22 protein-coding genes are annotated in these 20,146 nt (G+C 53.2%); 10 read left to right on the forward strand and 12 right to left on the reverse strand.

Annotated elements, in window-relative coordinates:
• A partial coding sequence (locus AC13CN_RS12845; protein WP_483053194.1) for an aminotransferase class I/II-fold pyridoxal phosphate-dependent enzyme occupies positions 1-319 on the forward strand: 319 nt, incomplete at its 5' end.
• 21 nt (positions 320-340) lie between these two features.
• On the opposite strand, the gene AC13CN_RS12850 is transcribed toward AC13CN_RS12845, so the two are convergent.
• Complete coding sequence (locus tag AC13CN_RS12850) at positions 341-1,285, reverse strand: thioredoxin family protein (RefSeq protein WP_089674610.1); 945 nt, start codon at positions 1,283-1,285, stop codon at positions 341-343.
• Between the two features lie 751 nt (positions 1,286-2,036).
• Here AC13CN_RS12850 and AC13CN_RS12855 point away from each other — a divergent pair.
• Positions 2,037-2,360 carry a type II toxin-antitoxin system RelE/ParE family toxin gene (locus tag AC13CN_RS12855; protein ID WP_035565904.1) on the forward strand — a complete coding sequence of 108 codons (324 nt, stop codon included), beginning with the start codon at positions 2,037-2,039 and terminating at the stop codon, positions 2,358-2,360.
• Between the two features lie 26 nt (positions 2,361-2,386).
• Positions 2,387-2,680: a helix-turn-helix domain-containing protein gene (locus AC13CN_RS12860; RefSeq protein ID WP_039860777.1), complete on the forward strand. Its 294-nt coding sequence runs from the start codon at positions 2,387-2,389 to the stop codon at positions 2,678-2,680.
• A gap of 96 nt (positions 2,681-2,776) precedes the next feature.
• Here the strand turns inward: AC13CN_RS12860 and AC13CN_RS12865 are convergent, their stop codons facing one another.
• The gene (locus AC13CN_RS12865; RefSeq protein ID WP_193061738.1) at positions 2,777-5,110 is read right to left on the reverse strand and encodes a TOTE conflict system archaeo-eukaryotic primase domain-containing protein; all 2,334 of its coding nucleotides are present in this window, start codon (positions 5,108-5,110) and stop codon (positions 2,777-2,779) included.
• A 299-nt stretch (positions 5,111-5,409) separates the two neighbouring features.
• On the opposite strand from AC13CN_RS12865, the gene AC13CN_RS12870 reads away from it, so the two are divergent.
• Positions 5,410-5,826: a DUF488 domain-containing protein gene (locus AC13CN_RS12870; protein WP_228219845.1), complete on the forward strand. Its 417-nt coding sequence runs from the start codon at positions 5,410-5,412 to the stop codon at positions 5,824-5,826.
• Positions 5,827-5,899: 73 nt separating this feature from the next.
• Here the strand turns inward: AC13CN_RS12870 and AC13CN_RS12875 are convergent, their stop codons facing one another.
• Positions 5,900-6,466: a YIP1 family protein gene (locus AC13CN_RS12875; protein ID WP_089674616.1), complete on the reverse strand. Its 567-nt coding sequence runs from the start codon at positions 6,464-6,466 to the stop codon at positions 5,900-5,902.
• Positions 6,467-6,593: 127 nt separating this feature from the next.
• Between AC13CN_RS12875 and AC13CN_RS12880 the strand changes: the two genes are divergently transcribed.
• Positions 6,594-7,010, forward strand: coding sequence for a MarR family winged helix-turn-helix transcriptional regulator (locus tag AC13CN_RS12880; RefSeq protein ID WP_039858438.1), 417 nt, complete (start codon positions 6,594-6,596; stop codon positions 7,008-7,010).
• Between the two features lie 159 nt (positions 7,011-7,169).
• On the forward strand, positions 7,170-7,490 hold the full coding sequence (locus AC13CN_RS12885) for a carboxymuconolactone decarboxylase family protein (protein ID WP_062362547.1): 321 nt from the start codon (positions 7,170-7,172) through the stop codon (positions 7,488-7,490).
• A 91-nt stretch (positions 7,491-7,581) separates the two neighbouring features.
• On the opposite strand, the gene AC13CN_RS12890 is transcribed toward AC13CN_RS12885, so the two are convergent.
• The 5 genes from AC13CN_RS12890 to AC13CN_RS12910 form a co-directional block, all read right to left on the reverse strand.
• Complete coding sequence (locus tag AC13CN_RS12890; RefSeq protein WP_288101723.1) at positions 7,582-9,075, reverse strand: MFS transporter; 1,494 nt, start codon at positions 9,073-9,075, stop codon at positions 7,582-7,584.
• Between the two features lie 40 nt (positions 9,076-9,115).
• A complete protein-coding gene (locus tag AC13CN_RS12895; RefSeq protein ID WP_009724647.1) occupies positions 9,116-9,574 on the reverse strand; it encodes a universal stress protein in 459 nt (152 codons plus the stop codon).
• Positions 9,575-9,646: 72 nt separating this feature from the next.
• The gene (locus AC13CN_RS12900; protein ID WP_062362539.1) at positions 9,647-11,239 is read right to left on the reverse strand and encodes an MFS transporter; all 1,593 of its coding nucleotides are present in this window, start codon (positions 11,237-11,239) and stop codon (positions 9,647-9,649) included.
• Positions 11,240-11,478: 239 nt separating this feature from the next.
• Positions 11,479-12,147 (reverse strand): two-component system response regulator NarL, encoded by a 669-nt coding sequence (gene narL, locus AC13CN_RS12905; protein ID WP_062362534.1) that lies wholly within the window; start codon positions 12,145-12,147, stop codon positions 11,479-11,481.
• On the reverse strand, positions 12,147-14,045 hold the full coding sequence (locus AC13CN_RS12910) for a type IV pili methyl-accepting chemotaxis transducer N-terminal domain-containing protein (protein ID WP_062362531.1): 1,899 nt from the start codon (positions 14,043-14,045) through the stop codon (positions 12,147-12,149). Before AC13CN_RS12910 ends, narL begins: the two co-directional genes overlap by 1 nt.
• 178 nt (positions 14,046-14,223) lie before the next feature.
• Here AC13CN_RS12910 and AC13CN_RS12915 point away from each other — a divergent pair, with 178 nt between their 5' ends.
• Genes AC13CN_RS12915 through AC13CN_RS12925 form a run of 3 tightly spaced genes read left to right on the forward strand, consistent with a single transcriptional unit; the run spans position 14,224 to position 15,640 of the window.
• Entirely contained in the window at positions 14,224-14,793 is a 570-nt protein-coding gene (locus tag AC13CN_RS12915) for an MFS transporter (RefSeq protein WP_228219846.1), read from the forward strand.
• Between the two features lie 56 nt (positions 14,794-14,849).
• Positions 14,850-15,242, forward strand: coding sequence for a hypothetical protein (locus AC13CN_RS12920; RefSeq protein WP_062362524.1), 393 nt, complete (start codon positions 14,850-14,852; stop codon positions 15,240-15,242).
• A gap of 11 nt (positions 15,243-15,253) precedes the next feature.
• Complete coding sequence (locus AC13CN_RS12925; protein ID WP_062362520.1) at positions 15,254-15,640, forward strand: SirB2 family protein; 387 nt, start codon at positions 15,254-15,256, stop codon at positions 15,638-15,640.
• Between the two features lie 66 nt (positions 15,641-15,706).
• On the opposite strand, the gene AC13CN_RS12930 is transcribed toward AC13CN_RS12925, so the two are convergent.
• The 3 genes from AC13CN_RS12930 to hmpA form a co-directional block, all read right to left on the reverse strand.
• Complete coding sequence (locus AC13CN_RS12930) at positions 15,707-16,057, reverse strand: DUF488 domain-containing protein (protein WP_062362517.1); 351 nt, start codon at positions 16,055-16,057, stop codon at positions 15,707-15,709.
• Positions 16,058-16,126: 69 nt separating this feature from the next.
• Positions 16,127-16,693: a Yip1 family protein gene (locus AC13CN_RS12935; protein WP_062362514.1), complete on the reverse strand. Its 567-nt coding sequence runs from the start codon at positions 16,691-16,693 to the stop codon at positions 16,127-16,129.
• 345 nt (positions 16,694-17,038) lie between these two features.
• Entirely contained in the window at positions 17,039-18,211 is a 1,173-nt protein-coding gene (hmpA, locus tag AC13CN_RS12940) for an NO-inducible flavohemoprotein (RefSeq protein WP_089674626.1), read from the reverse strand.
• Between the two features lie 158 nt (positions 18,212-18,369).
• On the opposite strand from hmpA, the gene AC13CN_RS12945 reads away from it, so the two are divergent.
• A complete protein-coding gene (locus AC13CN_RS12945) occupies positions 18,370-19,581 on the forward strand; it encodes an NnrS family protein (protein WP_062362507.1) in 1,212 nt (403 codons plus the stop codon).
• A 6-nt stretch (positions 19,582-19,587) separates the two neighbouring features.
• Here AC13CN_RS12945 and AC13CN_RS12950 read toward each other — a convergent pair whose 3' ends face one another.
• Positions 19,588-20,034 carry an Rrf2 family transcriptional regulator gene (locus AC13CN_RS12950; RefSeq protein WP_062362504.1) on the reverse strand — a complete coding sequence of 149 codons (447 nt, stop codon included), beginning with the start codon at positions 20,032-20,034 and terminating at the stop codon, positions 19,588-19,590.
• Between the last annotated feature and the right edge of the window lie 112 nt (positions 20,035-20,146).

A 20,146-nucleotide genomic window follows, 5' to 3' on the forward strand; every position in this document is an offset into this window, starting at 1 on the left:
GCAGGCAAGGCGTCAGAACCGCCTTGCAGAAGCTGAGGGGCAGGTTAAGAGCCACACAACAGCACCAACACCAACACAGGGGGGGGTGAAGAACCCACGCCTCAGCTCATCCATTAACCTCAAGTCCGACAGACTGCTAGATATGCGTGAAACGGGCCTGGGGGCCTCTCCCGCACAAACGCTGTTGGAGCAGGCGGGTGTGGCGTTGTCAGACGGCGCGGCTTTTGGCTGCCCAGGGTTTGTACGGCTTAACTTTGGAACCACCGCTTCCCAATTGGAAGCGGCGTTATCACGGATGGATACGCTGTTAAAAGCGTAACGTTGCCTTCGTCAGGCGCTATCAATAGAGCAGGGCGAACAGCTTGCGGCGGTAGGTGACCGTTAGAGGGTGGTCGGCTCCCAGCGCGTCAAAGACCTGTAGCAGCGTTTTGCGGGCCGCGTCGTCGTTATAGGCGCGGTCCTGCTTCATCAGCGCCAGCAGAGCTTCCAGGCCTGCATCGTACTGGCCATCGGCCACTTGGCGTAGCGCCCGCTGGTACTGCGCTTCGCTGTCAGTGCGATCACCCAGCGCGGCGATCTCTTCTGTTGAGAGTGCCTGTTCGCTGAACTCGATGCTGGCGCGAACGCCACGGGCGGGTGCTGCATCGCGCTCCTCTGGCGGCAGGTTATCCAGCACGCTACGGGCTTCTTCACCACGCCCTTCTGCCACCAGCGCTTTGGCAAGGCCAATTTGGTAGGCGTAATGTTCCGGGTATTGGCCAATCAGCGTTTGGTAAATCTCCCGCGCGCCTGCGGCATCGCCAGCGCTCAAGGCTTCTTCCGCCTGCTCTTCGGGGCTGGGCGGTGCGTCGCCGGGGGCAGGGAAGTAGCGGTTCAACCACTCGCGCACTTCTTTTTCAGGCAGTGCCCCTTGGAAGCTGTCTACTAAGCCGCCTTGGCTAATGAGCTTCACGTCAGGCACCGAGCGCACGCCCAATTGCCCAGCGATCTCTGGATTGGCTTCCACATCCAGCGTTGCCAGCAAGAAGGCACCGGCGTACTCCACCGCCAGTTTCTCAAGCACCGGCATCAGGTTCTTGCACGGCTCGCACCAAGGAGCCCAGCAGTCCATCAGCACCGGCACCTGCATAGAGGCTTCCAGTACCTGCTGAATGTTGCCTGCGTTGAGCTCAATGATGACCTCTTCGCGAGTCACGCTAGGGCGCTCGCCACTGGTGGGCGCATTATTGCTCGCGACAGGGTCGGCAGTCATCGGGTTGCCGGTACGGGGATCAATAATCGACATGGGTAAACTCTGCATCGCATAAAAAAGGTTACTTCATGATATGCAGGCAGCCGCCCAGGGATTCAAGGAAGTGAAGGGAAATAAAGCGCTGAGCCGGAAGAGCGCACACAAAAAAGCCGATCCCCTAAAGAATCGGCTTTTTCTATGTTTGGTAGCGGGGACGGTTATGAGCCGGATTGATTTGATTTTCTTAGCGCTGCTTTATTTGTTGTTAATTTGTCTAAATAGCCTGCTATATAAGGGTTTCCGTCGGTTTTTGAAATGCTGTCTAGGTAATTTAAGGTCAATCTAGCACGCTAAAGAGTGTCACAGAATAAAATGTAAAATTTACAGCATAAATGACCGTTAGGCTGTTGCTGAGGTCGGCAGCGGGTTAGCCGGACTCTGAAACCGGCGAGAATGGCATCAGAGGTTTTGTCAGAACGGATTGTTTGGTATGCCAGTTCCCGTGAGATGGCGCTGGGTGGATGTTCCAATTGTCGGGCGATGGTTCGGATTTAGTAGTGAACCCGCATCTGCATGATGGCGGCTCGGTCTTCAGTAGAGAGGTCGCAATAGCAGTGAGTCGTGGCAAAACCATACCGGAGGGTCAGATATTGCATTTGGTCATTGAGACCGCCAACCCAGGTGCGAATAGGAGTCAACGGCATCTTATTGGTGATACGGCTACAGTGGAAGCAGCTTGAAGCATTCGATTGATGAGTTTATTATATCTGAACTGATATAGATTTATGGCAGTCAAGGAGCCAGCGTGGCGCGCAAGAAACCTGTTGCATTCGTTGGAGACTCGAAGGATCGGCTGCGCGACTTCTCTCTGGACGCCAAGCGAGAAGCGGGGTTTCAGATAGACAAGATTCAGGCTGGAGGCCAGCCGGACGATTTCCGCCCAATGCCAAGCGTTGGCCCTGGTGTCATGGAAATCCGCATTCGGGAACACAACGGGGCCTTTCGGGTCTTCTACGTGGCCAACCGGGGCGACGCGGTATTTGTGCTCCACTGCTTCCAGAAGAAAACCCAGCAGACCGCCAAAAAAGACATCGACTTGGGCAAGCAGCGATACAAGGAGCTGCCCTGAGCCCAACCACCAAGCGAGGTTAGAAAATGGCCATCGAGTATTACGACAGTGTGTGGGACGCCATCGAGGACACTCCTGAAGAGGCGCTGAACATGCGGCTGCGCTCCGAGCTCATGGCGAGGATTGCTGGCCGTGTAAGGGAGTGGGATATTACTCAGAAAGAGGCTGCACATCGTCTGGGAATCACCCAACCCCGCCTCAACGACTTGCTGAACGGCCAGATTAATAAGTTCAGTCTCGATGCTTTGGTCAACCTGACGGGGCCAGCTAACTTCCATCTCGAACTGGAGATTGAAGACGAGAAGGAAGTAGCCGCCTGAGAGTGACCAGATAAACTGGGTTCAGCTAGACAAGTGAAGAAATTCTTGGCCTCAGTTCACTTGATGAGCTTTTAACGACTGACTGCCTCTCAAAGGCTAAAGCAATCTGGTTTGCCCGGAAGCGATAAACTTATACCCCATAGCCTTATAGCCTTTCTCACGCTTTCGGAACATTCGCTCAAGCATAGGCAGGCCAGTATCCAAGTAATCATAGACAGTGACTTCTAGTTTGCCTTCGGTGTCTCGATGGAGTCTGCCTGCATACTGTGACAGCGTTCCTTTCCATGCGATGGGCAGAGCTAAAAACAGGGTGTCCAGTCGAGGCAAGTCAAAGCCTTCTCCAATGTATTTCCCAGTTGCAACGATGACTTGAACCCTATGCAACTCTTTTTCTGCCAACTGGCGCTCTTTGACGCGCATCCCACCACGTAAGATAACTGACGATATGGATTCAGCATCCAGCAGTGTCGCCAAGGTCTCGGCATGTTCTCGTCGTTCCGTCAGCACAAGGCAATTTGCTTGGTTGTGCGCACAGCTTGCAACATCCTGAACAATGGCCTCATTTCGGGCGCTGCTCTGGGCAAGCCAATGGTAAACCGATGCGATATGGGGCCGCACGCTAGGCTGGCAGATGTGGGTGGGTGGCGTTTCGTGATGCTCTCGAACAATGACGTGTTGAATAAATCGGTTACTGTGGTGCGCCTGGGCTTTGTGACGAATGGGCCCTGCAACCATCAACATGATTTTTTGGTGGCCATCCTGACGATCAGGCGTTGCTGTCAAACCAATGACGTATCGGGCGCTGACCTCATTAAGCAACATCTCGTAACGTGGCGCTGAGATATGATGGCATTCATCGATGATGACTTGCCCGTACTCCTTGACCTGCTTCGAGACTGTATTGTCTTTCTTATTGATCAAGCTTTGGTAAGTGGCAACGTCGACCTGCCCAGTAGGTTTCTTTTTACCGCCGCCAATTACACCGATGAGCGCACCCTCAAGGAAGGTGTCGAGTCGCTCCTTCCATTGATCAAGTAGCTGACGACTGTGCGTGAGGATCAGTGTGTTGACTTGCCGCCTGGTTATCACGCCAATAGCCGTTACGGTTTTACCGAAAGCGGTCGGTGCATGAAGTATTCCGGTATCGTGTTGGATAAGTGCCTGCACCGCCTTGTCCTGGTCGCTACGCAGCGTTGCTTTTAGGCTGACTCCAGGTAAAAACTGGCCTGATATTCTACGGTCATCAATGTCCACCGTGATTCCCTGTTTCAGCAGCAGATCTTGAAGCTCATCCAAGCAGCCTCTGGGAATAGAAAGATAACCTTGCTCAATATGGGCGCATGATATGTAGCGAGGGATGCCATGCGTCGAGAAACGAAGCGACTGTGTTTTGAAAAATACAGGATTAGCAAAGCTGGCCATTCGCTTTATTCGTGTCGCCAATGTTCCTGGAATGCCTGATAACTTTATATAAATGTGACTGGTCAGGATGAGCGTGATGCTTTCAGGACATCCAGAAAGCTTCCCTGTATCAACCGGTAACGTTGACTCCCACGGCAACACAGTATCTACAGTCACACCGGAATTAGCCTCATTGCCGATCAGCTCTTCAAGTTGAGCTGATGCAAGTGTCTGTTGCTGACTGAGCAGTGCCCATTGATCCGGGTATGGCGCAAAGTTGTCGTCGACGAAGACGGTGCATCCGCGACTTCGCGCCTCGTGTTGAAGCGGCAGGGCAATCAGATTGCCAAACCCACCATCAGGCATGGTGTCTTGGTTGGGAAATAGGCGGTCATAGGAGTCGAAGGATAAGCCTGGATGAAGCTCCATGGCCTTATCCAACAATTTGAATCCCAACCTCCTCGCTGACGAAGCTTGAACAGCTTCTGAAAAGAAAACCCATAGATGGGCACCCGCACCGGACCGAGAAACCTCCATAAGATAGGGTACGCCTTCACCACGACAGGCCTGGGCTAGTGCACGAACATTCGCTTTCCAGTCCCCCTTATCAAAATCCGCCGCCAGCAAGTAACAAGAGCTATCCGGCAGTAAAGGGTAAAGGCCGGTCACATGTTTGCCAGACAGGTGGTCATAAACTGCATCAAAATCGAGGGGTTTGAAATTTTTGTGTCGACATTCTCCGCACTTGATCCTTGGTTTCTGACAGATGACCGGCATCCACTCGTTCGCACAAGCGACAGCATAGCCGGAACGACCGCCGGAACTCTGCCAGCGAACCGCATAAACATCCTGCCTGCCTCGAAAGAGTTTTCGGTATACTTCAACTTTCTGGCCAGGGGTGAGTAGCGGTAAATCATGTCGGTTTGCAGAGCGATACAGCTCTTGCTTTCGAGAAAGGAGAGCAGCCTTTTCTTGTTCAAGCTCTGATAGTCTCAGCTCAATAGTGACGAGTTCTTGATCTGTGCGGATACCTACCTCGTGCCCAGTAAAGCTATAGGGGTCTACGGTTTAACAGGTTAGAGACGCTTATTTGTAGTCTAGCTTATCGTCAGCACTCGGCTGACAGACCACACTCGTCACCATAAAAATTTACGGCGATCTATTTTGATATAATAGTAATGCATTGGACTGACAACACTGAGGCATGGTGTGACAAAGTTGGTAATATCGAAGATCAAACCCCCTTCCGGAGCGCTCGCTGAGATCGAGCGAGTCAACATTAACATTGCCAATCAATTGCCAGTATATAAACGATGTCGTATGAAATCATGTTAAAGCGTATATATGCGCCGATAGAGGATCACGACGGCACGCGCGTGCTGGTTGATCGGGTACGTCCTAGCGGGCTGTTTCCCAATTTATTGGCACTGAATGAGTGGTATCCAGAGATAGCGCCTGCCTCTCAATTATGCAGTCAGTATCGACAGAAAAAAATCAGTCAATCACTCTTTCTTGAGCGCTACAAGCGTGAGCTGAAGGCATGTCCTGATAAGCTACTGCCTTTAATGAGATTCGCACGAGCGGGGCGGGTTACCCTACTAACCGCCGCTCGTGAAATTGAAGATTCCCACCTTCCAGTAATCAAAGAGCTGGTGCTATCAGCGCTCGAAGAGGAAGACGCCAGTGATCGTGAATTTTGCTCATCGCCCTGCCTGGCGCACACATTACCCACTTCTCAACGTTAGACCGTTTGCTTCACGCGTCATCATTGGGCTTGACGATGAATGGGTTGGTGCCAGTGCGCCTAATATTCATGGCTTAATAAGCCCAGATAACAGCAAACAAAATACCCCACCCCAGAGCACTGGCAGCCATGATTGTGTAAGTGGCTGAAATCGTAGCAACATCAAATTCTTGATGGGTACAGAGTGCTTGTAAGCCGTGGTAAATCAAGCTGCAAGAGATGCCCAGCCCGCTAAGTATAACCACTACGTTGAAAAGTAAGCTGGGTACCAATAGTGCCAATGAAGCGACGAATAACGGTAGTGGTGCAAGTGTGGCAAGTAAATAGGCATCTTGATAGCTGATAGATAGCTCTTCAGTTCCATTGACTACAGCGTAGATTACCCAGCCAATAACGAAAAAACTCAATATCTCTGCTAGGAAAATAATTGTCGTGATAAAACGCCACTCTCGGTCAGCAAAGCCCGCCATAAATGCATCGCCGTAATGGGTGCCCGCATAATAGAGCATTACTGGCGGCAAGAGGGACATGGGTAACACCACCAGCCAAGCTAGTAAAGGAATGGAGGGGGAGGAAGCCTGTAGCTCTTTCCAGCCTTCACGATGGTTGAATGGTAATTTGAGAAAAGTGAGTGCTCTCATTTCAGATACCCCCTGCAGGTGTAATCTCAATGGTTATTTGTATCATAGTGTGATATTGTATTTTTCTAAAGCGCTCTAAATTGGCGAGTCAGCAATAGCCGAGTATGTGGTAAAGAGAATTGGAAAAATGAATAACCCTCAGACACTTGATAAAAGCGACTTTGAGCGGCTGTCGCAATTTCGTTACCGGTTGCGTTGCTTTCTTCGCCATAGTGAAGATATCTGTCGCCGCTATGGGCTGACGCCCTTGCAGTATCAACTATTGCTACATCTTCGTGGTTTCCATGGAAGAGACTGGGCGACGGTGGGGGAGCTAGCGGAACGGCTTCAATCAAAACATCATGGGGTGGTGGCGCTAGTTGATCGCTGTGAGCAGCTATCATTGGTTGTGCGGCGGCAAGGGCGTGAGGATCGCCGCCAAATAGAAGTGCATTTATTGGAAGAGGGCGTGAATCGGGTAACGCAAATCGCTGAAGCTCATCAACCTGAGTTGCGTCATTTGCAGGAAGAGACGCCATTTCCGGGTTGGCATAAGTCCACTTAATGCAGAGCTTAAGACGTTGGATATAGCCAATATACATCGAATGTCCTCATTAATAATGCTTGGTTCGATTGCTGTGTTTAGCTCTTAAGTGTGGTGTGTGGCATTTAGTTGCTGTACTTCTATACTGTGAACTTCAATTTATCGTTAAGGTATTGCACTATGACAAAGCATGATTTGCCTTCTGGAGCTGGAGATGTCGCAAACCAGTATCCTGAGATATGGGAAGCTTATGCCGCTTTGGGCAAAGCCTGTGCTAAAGCTGGGCCGCTTGATGAACGTAGCCGACGCTTGATAAAACTCTCGCTGGCCATAGGGGCACGCTCCGAAGGGGCCGTTCACTCCCATGTGCGTCGTGCCTTGGAGGAGGGAGTGAGTGCCGAGGAACTAAAACAAGTAGCCATGTTAGCGATTCCTACCACCGGATTTCCGACTGCTGTGGCGGCCTTAACCTGGATTGAGGACATCACGGATCCTGATTAAGGGCGCTCTGGGGGCGCTCTTCTGAATCTAGAGGCACTGTCCGGATCCAATCGACGCGAAAGTGCCGTGATGCTACAGATATTCCGACCGTTCAGTGCTTGGCGTTCTGAAGAGCCTGTTCTTCGATGTCTCTATCGACTGAAGAGACGTAGTATTCGTCATCGAAAGCGCCTTCTGGCTCCTTGAGCCACACTAGGCAGATAACCCAACTAATGAAGGCGCCGGTCGCGATGATGTAGAAGAACTGCGACGGTGTGACAAACGTGAAGATGGTGAGGTAAACCACCGCGCCAACATTACCGTAGGCGCCGGCCATGCCCGAGATTTGCCCAGTGATGCGGCGCTTGATGGAGGGAATGATGCCGAAAGTCGCTCCCTCAGCCCCTTGTACGAAAATCGAGGTGCCGATGGTCACCGCAATGGCCAGAATGAGTGGCCAACGCGAATTGAGCATGGCCATCAGTAAGAACCCCACGCTAATGCCAAACATGTAGCACAGCATCACAAAACGCCGGTTACCCATACGGTCGGAAACCATGCCGCCCATGGGGCGCGCCACCAAGTTGACGAAAGCGAACGATGCAGCGATCAGACCGGCCGTGGCGGCATTCAACCCCCAGGTCTCCTCAAAGAACATGGGCAGCATCGATACCACCGCCAGCTCAGCGCCGAAGTTGGCAAAGTAAGTACTGTTAAGCGCAGCCACACTGTTGAACGAGTACTTGTCATCCTCAGGCACCCCCTTGCGCAGAATCGGCAGGTTGACCCGCAGGATCTGTATGATCTGATAAATAACGATCGCCACGATGGTGAGATAAGCGATGACCGCCCCGGTGATGGATAAATAGCCCATGTACTGGATGCGCCAGACCAGGATGGCGAGTACGCCGACCAGCGGGATCGTCCAGATGATCAGCTTGATCATATCGCCCCAGGAGCTCACTTCCATGGCGGCGGTCTTACGTGGTTTGCGGTGGGCCTGGGCATCTGGGCCATCAGTGATCGCGAACCAGTAGTAAACACCGTAAGCGGCCATAACAAGGGCACTCTGCGCGATGGCCCAGCGCCATCCATCCGGGCCGCCATACATGCTCAGGGCGATAGTCGGCAGCGACATGGCCGCTACGGCGGAACCGAAGTTACCCCAGCCAGCGTAAAAGCCTTCGGCGAAGCCGATGTCCTTGGGCTTGAACCACAGCGCCGTCATGTGAATACCCACCACGAAGCTGGCACCAATCGAACTCAGTACTAAGCGCGCCACCAACAGCTGCGTCATGCTGTTACCGAAAGCAAACGCCAGTGCCGGTAGTGACATAGTTACCATAAGCACCGAGAACACCCGTCGCGGGCCGAATCGATCCAGCGCCATGCCAACGATGATGCGCGCGGGAATGGTCAAGGCGACGTTGCAGATGGCGAATAGTTTGAGATCATCCGTGGTCAGCCAGTCGACGCTCTTGAGCATGCTCGACGCGAGCGGTGCCATGTTGAACCACACGTAAAAGGTAATAAAGAAAGCAATCCAGGTCAGGTGCAAGGCCCGGATTTCAGGGCTGCGAAACTTGAATACAGCGGAAACTTTCATGGTCGTATCGTCCTGTGTCCCAAATGTGGTTAGAGGCTGCTTAAGGGCTGGGTAGGATCAACAAGGGACACTCGGCGCGCCGGGCCAGGAACGAGCTGACGCTGCCGAAAGTCATGTAGTCGAGTTCATCAACAAAATAAGTCAACGACTTGGCGATGATGCCGCCGTCCGGCTGATGGCTATGGCGGGCAATGACCAGTAGGTCTGGCGAGAGTTTGCGAGTGGCCTGAAGCAGCATCTTGCGTGCATCCCCCTCGGCGAGAAGCTGCTCGGCCTGGAAGCCCTCACCGATGGCGAATGCCACGCCCTCTTGAAGGTGTTGTTTAACCTCATCGTGCTCCTGCTGAAAAAGCACCTCGTTGTTATCGGTAGCGTCGAGTGGGTTCTCCACCACGCCAACCAGTACCAGCAGGGGTTGGTTACAGCGGAACATATTGACGACCTGAGCGAGTGCCAGCTTGGCGTTTCGCGAACCGTCATAGGCGATCATGATTTTCATGGTGTCCTCCCGCATTGGGGTAGGGGGTGAAGACCCGGAGCTTGGCTCCGGGCGTAAAGACGCAAGCCCTATTTAGGGGTTCTTAACGTAGGCACCTTTGCGTAGGTAGAACCACCAGTTGATGACCAGACAGATGGCGTAGAAGACCGCAAAGCCGTACATGGCAAGCTCCGGTGTGCCGGCCTGGATTTGCTCGCCCATTACCCGCGGGGCGATGAAGGCGCCATAGGCAGCGACGGCTGAGGTCCAGCCAAGTACCGGGCCTTTCTGCTGCTGGTCGAAAATAACCCCGATGCTGCGGAAGGTAGAGCCGTTGCCGATACCACTGGCGGCGAATAACACGATGAATAGCAGCAGGAATAGCCAGAAGAATTGATTAGGATCGGTGGCGTTATAGGCCTGCATCATCACGTAACCGGTGGCGATAGAGGCGACCACCATGACCGCAGAGATTATTTGGGTAACGATGGAGCCGCCCACTTTATCGGAGATCCAGCCGCCCAACGGGCGTATGAGGGCGCCTACGAAGGGGCCTATCCAGGCCCAGGTCAAAGCGCTGGGCGCCTCTGGGTTGGCCACGCGAATCAGTGTGCCGTCGGCTGTCGCTTCCATCATGTTGCCGAAGATGACGTTGATGGAAAGCGGCAGGGCCGCAGAGAAGCCGATAAAGGAGCCAAAGGTCAGGATGTAGAGGATGGTCATTGACCAAGTGTGCTTATTGGAAAATATTGCGAACTGCTTCTGGATATTGGGCTTGATGTCGCCAGGAATCAGGCGCAGCAACACAAGGGTCAGAACGATAGTTAGCGGCAGGGCAATCCACATATTAAGCCAGCCGAGTGCCAACATGCCGACGATGGCGGTCACCAGGCCGACGCCGTAGAGGCCTAATATTTTGCCGAAAGCCGCCAGCGGGGAACCAGGATTGGGCGTAATGGTGCGTAGATTGTTCATACCGAACCAACCGGCGAACGCCAGCGGAATCAGAAAAACAAGCCAGATAAAGCCAGCATTCTGGATCCAGGTATCGGTACCTGCTTCGATACGGCCGATCAACGTACCGCTAGCGCTTTGCAATTCCATCGGCGATCCGGCCATAGCGCCGAAAATGCCGACGGTCATCACCAGCGGGATCACAATCTGCATGGTGGTAACGCCGAAATTGCCGAGGCCCGCATTCATGCCCAGGGCGTAACCTTGCTGCTTGCTGGGATAGAAGGTGGAAATGTTGCTCATCGAGCAAGCGAAGTTACCACCGCCGATACCGGAAAGTAGTGCCAACGCCTGGAAAACCCAGAACGGCGTGCCTGGGTTCATCAAGGCGATACCAGTGCCGGCTGCGGGGATCATCAATAGCGCGGTGGTCAGGAAGATAGTGTTACGCCCGCCAGCGATGCGGATCATGAACGATGCTGGGATGCGCAGGGTGGCACCTGCTAGACCGGCAAGCGCCGTCAGTGAAAATAGCTGGTTAACCGTGAACGAAAAACCCAGGTTCTGCATCTGGGTGGTAATCATTCCCCACATCATCCAGACAGCAAAGCCCATCAGCAGGCTGGGAATGGATATCCATAGGTTGCGGTTGGCGATGTGTTTGCCTTCCTGTTCCCAGAATTGGGCGTCTTCGACATTCCATTTCTCAATGTCGGCATTTATCTTGCTCATGGCGGTTTCCCCTTGGCATCAAACCTTTCTGCGTTTGGCAGTTAGAAGGCAAGATACGCTTGCAAAGGGGGTTGGGAAACTAAGGGAAATGACCTATAAATCAGCGATATACCTCTTGAGAGGTAGTCGCTGAAAAGCCAAGGTTCATTGATTTTAAAGACAAAAAATCGAGAGGGGGTAAAGGCGGATCAGAACAAAAAGTACGCTGGGAGTCTTTAGAGGTAACCACACAGAACCAGCTAGTGATCGATACCTGCCTGAACGGCCCAGACGGCGGCTTCAACACGTGAACGCAAGTTGAGCTTTTTGAGCAGGTGCTTGACGTGGACCTTGACCGTGCCTTCAGTAATATCCAGCTTGCGCGCAATGAGTTTGTTGGAGAGGCCGCCAGCAAGCTGTTGCAGAATTTCACGTTCACGCTGCGTTAGGCTATGAACATCAGGGGTGGTGGGGGCATTGCGCTGATTACGAAGCGCTTCAGCGAGTAAGGCGGTCAGGCTTTCGCTGATGACCATGCGCCCCAAAGCAGCCTGACGCAGTTGGCGAACCATGTCTTCAGGCTCCATATCCTTTAACAGGTAACCGTCGGCACCGTTACGCAGTGCGGCGACAACATCATCCTCATGGTCGGAAACAGTGAACATCACCACACGGCCGCTATAGTTGGCTTCCCGTAGGCGGCGCAAGGCTTCTAAGCCATTGACGCCCGGCATGTTTAAATCCAGTAAAACTAGGTCAGGCTCAAGTTTGAGGGCCAGTGCAATGCCTTCTTCAGGGTCACCCGTCTCGCCAACCAGTTCAAGATCGTCCTCTAGCTCAAGCAGCTGAGCGACGCCACGCCGGAGTAGCGGGTGGTCATCAATAATCATCAGGCTGGCGGGTGTATCGTTGGCGGTGGTCAGCGTCATTAAGAAGTCCCTGTGCCTAAGTGAGAATCGGAGGCAGCCGAATCGGGCTGCTGTTGAATTAAGCGAGCGGTCAACGGCGTAAAGACAAGTTTAACACCGGTACCACCAGTAGGGCGGTTGGCGATACTCAGTTCCCCATTCAGGGTCGTAGCCCGGTCGCGTATGATCACCAAACCGTAGTGCATAGGTGGCGAGCTATCGTCTTCCAGGCCGATGCCATCATCCTCAATACGTACTAGTACGCGAGCATCGGCGAAACGCACCGTGACCCCAGCCCAGTGGGCTTGGGCGTGCTTGTGGGTATTGGCCAGCGCCTCGCGAATGATTTGCAGGACATGAATTTCTTCATTGGGGTTAAGCAGGTAAGGCGGCACATCGTAGTCAAGGTCGACCGTTACCCCCATACGCTGGCTGAACTCCTCGACGGTCTGGCGCAAGGCAAACTGCAGACCCGGCCCCTCAAGTTTGAGCCGGAACGTGGTGAGTAGCTCACGCAACTGACGGTAGGCACTGTTCAAACCGGTACGCAGCTCGTCGAATACAGCAGACTGGGCTTCTTGGGTTGCCTCCTTCTGCTGCATGCGTTCGAGTCGGGCGACTTGCATCTTGAGATAAGAGAGCGATTGCGCCAGAGAGTCGTGCAACTCACGTGCAATGATGGTTCGCTCGTTGATTAAGGTGACGTGCTGCTGCTCCTCAATACGCCGCTGTAGGTACACTGCCGTGGCGAGCTGGTCGGCTAGCATGGTAAGCAGGCGACGGGTGCTATCGTTGAGCCGTTCCTGGGGATACCACACTTCCAGAGTGCCAAGCAGCGTATCGCCTACGCTGATAGGTAACAGCAAACACTGCGACTGGTTCTTGGCAACCAACTCCAGGGGGCGGGGGTCAATTAAGCAGGCATGGCAATCCTGATCGCGGCAGTACTCAGGGCGGGTGCGCGAGTGAGTTTCCAGTACCGGCATTTGCCGTTGGTCAAAAGGATCGTTTAGGGAAAGACGTATCGGCCCAATGTTCAATAGCTTTTCCAGTTCACGCAGCATGGGGGCGGCACTAGAGCAAAGATCGTTACCACCGCCATATAGCGAACGGCTGGCATCGTGCATCACCCGCAGCGCCTGATTACTGCGCTCTAGCTCCTGTTTCTTGCGCGATACGGTGTCTTCCAGCGCGGCGTAGCTGGTTGCCAGCTCGGCAGACATCCTGTTAAAGGTGTGGCCTAGTAGGGCCAGCTCGTCACTGCCACGCAACTGCGAGCGCTGCTTGAAGTTACGCTGTGCCGCCTCGCGGGCAAGTACCATCAGTTGTCGCAAAGGCACTACTAAATTGTAGCGAACATCGTAGAGAGCAATTGCCACCACAATAGCGATCAGCACTAAAAAGAGCACTTGCATCATGCCCAGCAGGCGCACCTTGGACTCGCTACGCTGTTCCAGGTTGGTCACTAGCACTTCAATGTCATTGACCATCGCAACGATCATCGTTTCTAGCGTATCCAGGTCAAGCGCTGTGGCGGAGGACGGTGTCTCTAGTGCCGGGCGAAGCGTGTGCTGCCAGTAGGTCTGAAGTTTCTCCAGTTGGGTGCGGCTCTCGTGGCTATCATCAGCCGGGATAGTTAGCTGTAAGGTGGTGCCATTCAACCGCTGATCGAAGCTTGCCACCAAGCTGGCTAGTTGTTCTTCGCTGGCCTCATCGGGGGCATACTCCAGACGTTGCAAGGCCCACATCATCTGATAAACAGTCATACGTAATGAGCCGGCGACATTAATTGCCGCAGCATCGCCACGGCTGCTGTTAGACATTGCCATGGTCAACGTGACGCTGATAAGTGCCATACCGCTAATGGCGAGCAGCGACGCAATGATACGAGCAACCAGGGAACGTTGAAGTAATTTCATGCTTGTTCCGATAGCGCGGAAGAGGTAACACAGAGTGTGGCACTGTCTGCATCTTGATACGAGGGCTATCCCTTTAGGGTTAGCCAGCCTACCTCCGATGTTTTTTGACCTACACCCGGTATTTACCGACAATTCTGGCATGTCTTCCGATGTCTTTATACCCTCACTGGGAAACGCCATGCCATCATCTGTGCCGACTCCCACGTTGGAGACATCAACACAGCCAGTCAATGGTTATCAGTTGCTGGTCGCCATGCTGCTAATGCCGCTGGCAAGCGCTTTAGCGGTGGCGAGCTGGACACTTTATGCCCTGCTCGCAAAACAACCCCTCTATGTGCTGGTACCGTTGAGTAGCGGTGTGCTGTTGGCATGGCCTGCTTGGTATATCGCCAGGCGGGGAGACACCTGCCGCTTGATGCAATGGCTATTACTGGGGCTAGCGTTGGCGCTGGGCGGATTTGGGATGTCTAGCCAGCCGTGGGAATTTCTGCTGGTGGGTGTGTGGCTCGGATTAGGAGGCGCTGTGATTGCTACCGGCATCGCCCACGCCAAAGGCTGGATGCCAGGTCGCTGGGCACGTATTTATGTTGCCCTTTTTCTGGCTTTAGCAGCAGGTGGAGGGTTTTCCTTGCGGATGGCACCTCTGGTTGTCCAGGCCTATGGTTGGCGTGCGGCGCCACTTAGCCTGTTGATACCTCTGTTCATGGTAGTGCTGCTGCTGTGGCTTTTCGTAGAGTCCCCCGAGTAATGCCACCTATTAGCCTCACTTACTCATTCTTACCTACTATCGATAAGGCCCATTTTATGACCATAGCGACGTTTGCCGATTTACTTCAGGAAGCGCGTAAACAACCCAAGCCCCAGCGCCTGCTGTTTGTGTTCGTTCGCGCAGAGCTGCCCGACTTCCCTGATGCTGACCAGCGTCGTCGCTTCGAACAGGGTGAAGGGGGTGTGTTGGTGCCTGTGGTATGCGTAGATAAGTCGACGGAGGAGTTGACCAGCATGGCGGCGTTGGTTGAGGAGTCACGCCGTACCGAGATCGAATGGGATCTAGTTTTCACAGCTGCCATGGACGACCCAAAAGATGACGCCGAGGTTGAACGGCAGCTCCAGCGTATGATGGAGTCGCTGCAAATGGGTAATATCACCACCTATCTTGCCTTCGATCATCACGGCAATGCGCTTAACGTCGGCTAGGGACGGTTACCATGGAGCACTATTTCCTCATCAAGCACCTGCACATGTCGGCCGCTGCGCTGAGCATCACGCTCTTCGTAGTGCGCGCCTGGTGGTCGGTACAGGAAAGCTCGCGACTCAACGCCCGTTGGGTCAAGGTATTGCCTCATCTTATTGATACGGCTCTGTTGGGGCTGGGAGTGACTTTGATGGTATTGCTTTCCGTATGGCCCTGGCAGCTTCCTTGGCTTGGCGCCAAGTTACTGGCGCTGCTGGCCTATATCGGTATTGGCACCATTGCGATTAAGCGCGGAGCGACGCCAACGGTGCGAGCCCTAGCCGCGGTCGTGGCGGTGGCTATCTTCGCCTATATGGTGGGGGCCGCTGTTCATCACAGCCCTCTCTCCTGGCTGGCCTGAGGGGTGATTGCCTTCAGCACTTACTCCATACTTTAGAGCAAGTTGATGTGCCATTGATTGAGACGATTATTTTAGCATTTTCAAGTACTGGCGCAGCACTTCGGCATTGTTATGTCGCTCTTCTTTAGAGGCAAATACTAAAGTGACACGCTCTTTCCTGGCACGTTGTGCAAGGCCACGAAGGGCCTCGCGATAGGGAGTTAACTCTTTGAGATAGCGTCGGCGGAAGTCATTCCAGCCGAGTGAGCCGTTATGAAATGCTTTGCGAAGTTCGCTGCTCGGTGCGACTTCCTTACGCCACTCATCAATTTTGGCTGCTTCCTTGGATACCCCACGCGGCCAGATTCCGTCGACTAAGACACGATAACCATCCTTATTGTGAGGAGAGTCGTAGGCACGTTTCAATTCGATACTCATCGTTACCTCGTTTGCACTGGGTTGCCCTATAAACTTAGCGAGTGATTAGCTCCCATCACTACCTAAACTTTAGTAAGCCCAAACAATAGCCATCAACAAGCCCCATGCCAGCAACCCTGCGGCCATAACGGTGTAAGTAACAGACATCGTTGTTACGTCATTCGTTGAGCGCTCACATAGAGCCTGAAGGCCGTGATAGACCAAGCTACAAGAGGTACCCAATGCCACCATAACAACCATGGCATTGAAGAGCAGGCTGGGTACCAGCAGAGCGATCGTAGCAAACCATAATGGCAGTGGTGCTAAGGCCGCCACCAGATAAGCGTCGTGGTAGCTCATTGAGAGTTCGCGATTGCTATTGACTACTGCATGAATCAGCCAGCCCATCAAGAAGAAGGTAAGCAGCTCGGCCAAGAACAAGATAGTAGTGATGAAGCGCCACTGGCGGTCAGCGAAGCCCGGAGCGAAGCTATCTCCGTAGTGGGTAGCCGCGTAATAGAGCAGTACAGGAGGTAGCAACGACATGGGCAGCACGACGCACCAGGCCAGAGTGGCGATTGAAGGGTGGCGTTGTTGGATGTGTTTCCATCTCTTCAAGTGGGAAAAGGGTAGCTGAATAATACTGAGGAGAGTCATTATCTAGCCTCGAGGTTAGTGGAGGTCGTGGTTTATTTTTTAAATATCATACTATGATATTATGTTTAAGATTTAGGACTTAATGAAGGTTCTGTCAAGCGAGCCTGGCTCTCATATGGCTAAAGGAGCACAGCAAACTGGGTAGCTCTGCAAACGTCACTAGCCGGAATTAAGTTATCTACTGAAAGAGTCCGGTCTTATTGGATCGTCGAAAATGACCTGAAGGATGGGTTTTTCTTAACGTGCAGGGTGGTTTGGTTTGGCTTGCTGACGCTTCTAGCTTCTTAACTGCTTCATTGAGCTAATACAAGGCGGCCCCAGTTATACTACTGGGGCCATCCATTATCAGGTTGCGTTGAGGGGGCGCGAGGGGCCAAAGTGCTCAAAGTGTCGGCGATCCTCATCAACACCCAGCTCCGACAGGGCTCTGTTAATCGCTGTCATGAATCCTTGAGGTCCGACGAAATAGCAGCGTGTCTTAAGGTCTGACAGGTAGTGAGCTAATAAGCTGCGGTCGATACGGCCAATATGTTCGGCTTCGTTACCGCGCTCATGAATACGGACAGCTTTAAGATGTTGAGGATACTCGCTCTTCAGCTCCTCTAATTCGCCTTTAAAGGCCTGGTGGTCGGCATCCAGGGCAGCGTGTAGATAGATGACTTGCCGCCCAAGAGATAAGGCATGGCGCGCCATGGGGAGCAAGGGAGTTTGACCAACGCCGCCGCTGGCAAGCAGTAGAGGCTCATCACCTTCAATCAGCGTCAGATCACCTGCTGGCGGTAACAGCTCCAAGATATCGCCTGGTTTTAAAACATCGTGGAAATGACAGCTGACTTGGCCCTGTTCTTCGCGCTTGATCGAAATACGGTAGCTTCGACCGTTCGGTGTGTCCGAAAGGCTGTAATGCCGATAGACCAATTCGTCGTTAATAGTCAAACGTACGCCGATATACTGCCCGGGCTCGTGGTTAGCCACGCGGCCCCCATCTTCGGGCTCAAGGATAAACGAGCGAATTAAAGTACTTTCCTGCTGGGTACTGGCAATCTTGAAACGGCGTGTGCCGCGCCATCCGCCCGGGCGCTGCTCAAACTCACGATAGCGCTGGTCTTCGAGGTCAATTAACAGGGCGGCAAGCTCGTTATATAGAGCGCCCCATGCATCGGCGATTTCCGGGGTGACAGCTTCACCCAGCACTTCGCCAATCGCTGCCAGCAGGCATTCGCCAACAATAGGGTACTGCTCGGGAAGAATGCCTAGAGAGACGTGTTTGCTGACCACAACATCCAGAGTAGCCCGCGCCTGAGCTGGATTACTGCGTAGTTGCACATAGGCCAACACGGCGTTGGCCAGGGCACGGGGCTGACCACCGCTTTGCTGATGAACCTCATTAAAGAGGGGCTTGACCTCTGGGTAACGGGTAAACATCAGCGGATAGAAGCGCTGTGTAATCGCATTCAGGTGTTCGGCCACGACGGGAGCTGTCGCGTTGATCAGCTTTTCCTGCTCATGTGTTAGCACTGTTAATCCCTCGGTATATTAAGAAGTATTTAAAATGAATCTTAATGCGACGAGTCTGTAAATGCTAGCCATAAGATGTATTTTTGATGCATGTCATGGTCTTTGTTGATAGCTAGGCGCACAATCATATTTCCAAGTAATTTAGTCGGGATTAAACCATGCCAACGACCACCTCATCCCAGCCTGCTTCTAAGCTTGAGAATCTGCCATTAATGCGCCTGGCTTTTCGGCCCTTCTTTCTATTGGCCGCGCTGTTTAGTGTGGCCTCCCTATTGGTGTGGTTGGGCTTCTGGCATGGCAGTATTTTGCTGCGCCCTTATGGCGGCCTGGTGTTCTGGCATCAGCATGAAATGTTGTTTGGTTTTGCTGCGTCTGTGGTAGCGGGATTTTTACTGACTGCTGTGCGCAACTGGACCGGATTGCCGAGCTTAAGCGGCGCGCCGCTAATGGGTCTGGTGGTGTTATGGCTATTGGGCAGGGTGCTGATGGCTTTCCCCTTGGATTTGCCGGGGTGGCTGCTGCTGGCGGTTGATCTTGCGTTTCTGCCGGTGGTCGCCATTGTGATGGCGCGTCTGGTCATCACTGCAAAGCGGTGGCGCAACTTGATCTTTATACCCGTGCTGCTGCTGTTTGCCACGGCTAATCTGGCGATGCACTTAGGGGTGATTCAGGGTGACGCCGAGCTTATCCGCCAAGCCGCCTACTTAGCCGTGCTGTTAATCACACTGATGATGACAGTCGTTGGCGGACGCGTGATTGGCATGTTTACTGCGAACCGTTTGGGACGCACCAAACCTGAACCTATTGCTTTACTTGAAGGAGTGACGCTGGCTAGCACGGCTGGGGTTGTCGTGCTGCAGTTGATTATCATGCTGGATGTTGCCATTCCTGCGTCATTAATCGGCGGGGTGATGCTCTTAGCGGCGTTGGCCAATACTGTTCGCATGGCGCGCTGGGGTGGGCTGCACAGCTGGCGCGAACCTTTACTTTGGGGACTCCACGGTAGCTACGTCTGCATCCCGTTAGGGCTAATCATGTGGGTCTTGGCACTAATGGGGCTGATACGCACAGAACTAGCTATACATGCCCTGACCATTGGTGGCATGGGTGCCATGATGCTGGCCATGATGGCCAGGGTTTCGCTAGGTCATACAGGCCGCCCCATACGCACCTTGCCCGGTATGGGTGTGGCGCTGGGCTTAATGCTAATAGCCGCCCTGGTGCGCTCACCCGTCTTGGCGATATTTCCCCAGATTACCCACTGGACCTACACGCTAAGCATTATCTTCTGGTGTGTAGCCTACGCAATATTCCTAGTGCATTACACTTGGCCGTTAATGCAGGCGCGAGTCGACGGACAGGATGGCTAGTGAGTGCTAAGCGCTGACAGTAGGAATGCGCATAAGTTGCGCCAGTTGAGAGCGTTGATTGCCCAGGAGGTCGGCCAACGTATAGTGGTCGAGCACACCTAGAAATGCTGACAGTGCATCATTAAGAATCGGTTGAAGGCGACATGCCGGTGTAATGATGCAGGCGTTGTCGCTATGAAAGCACTCCACTAACGCCATGTCGTTTTCCATCTCGCGTACCAGCTCGCCTAACCCAATGGTTGCAGGATCACGTGTCAGCAGTAAGCCGCCATTCTTGCCACGAATAGCGGTAACGTAGTTCTTTTGACTCAGCTCCTGCACGATTTTCATCAAATGATTGCGTGAGATATTAAACGTCTCGGCAATTTCATTAATCGTAGAGCGCTCCTCCCCCTTGGTAGCAAGAAATATCAATACGCGTATCGAATAATCGGTGAATCGGGTGAGATGCATGGAGTGCGTTTTGCTCCGAGAGTAATTCAGCTATAAAAAGTATGTTGTATGAATGTTCAGTGAGTTGCAATGTAAACGTGATTGAAGGCCTGCGAGCCTATCCAGCCTTGCT

Source organism: Vreelandella sp. L-25 (assembly GCF_056857535.1).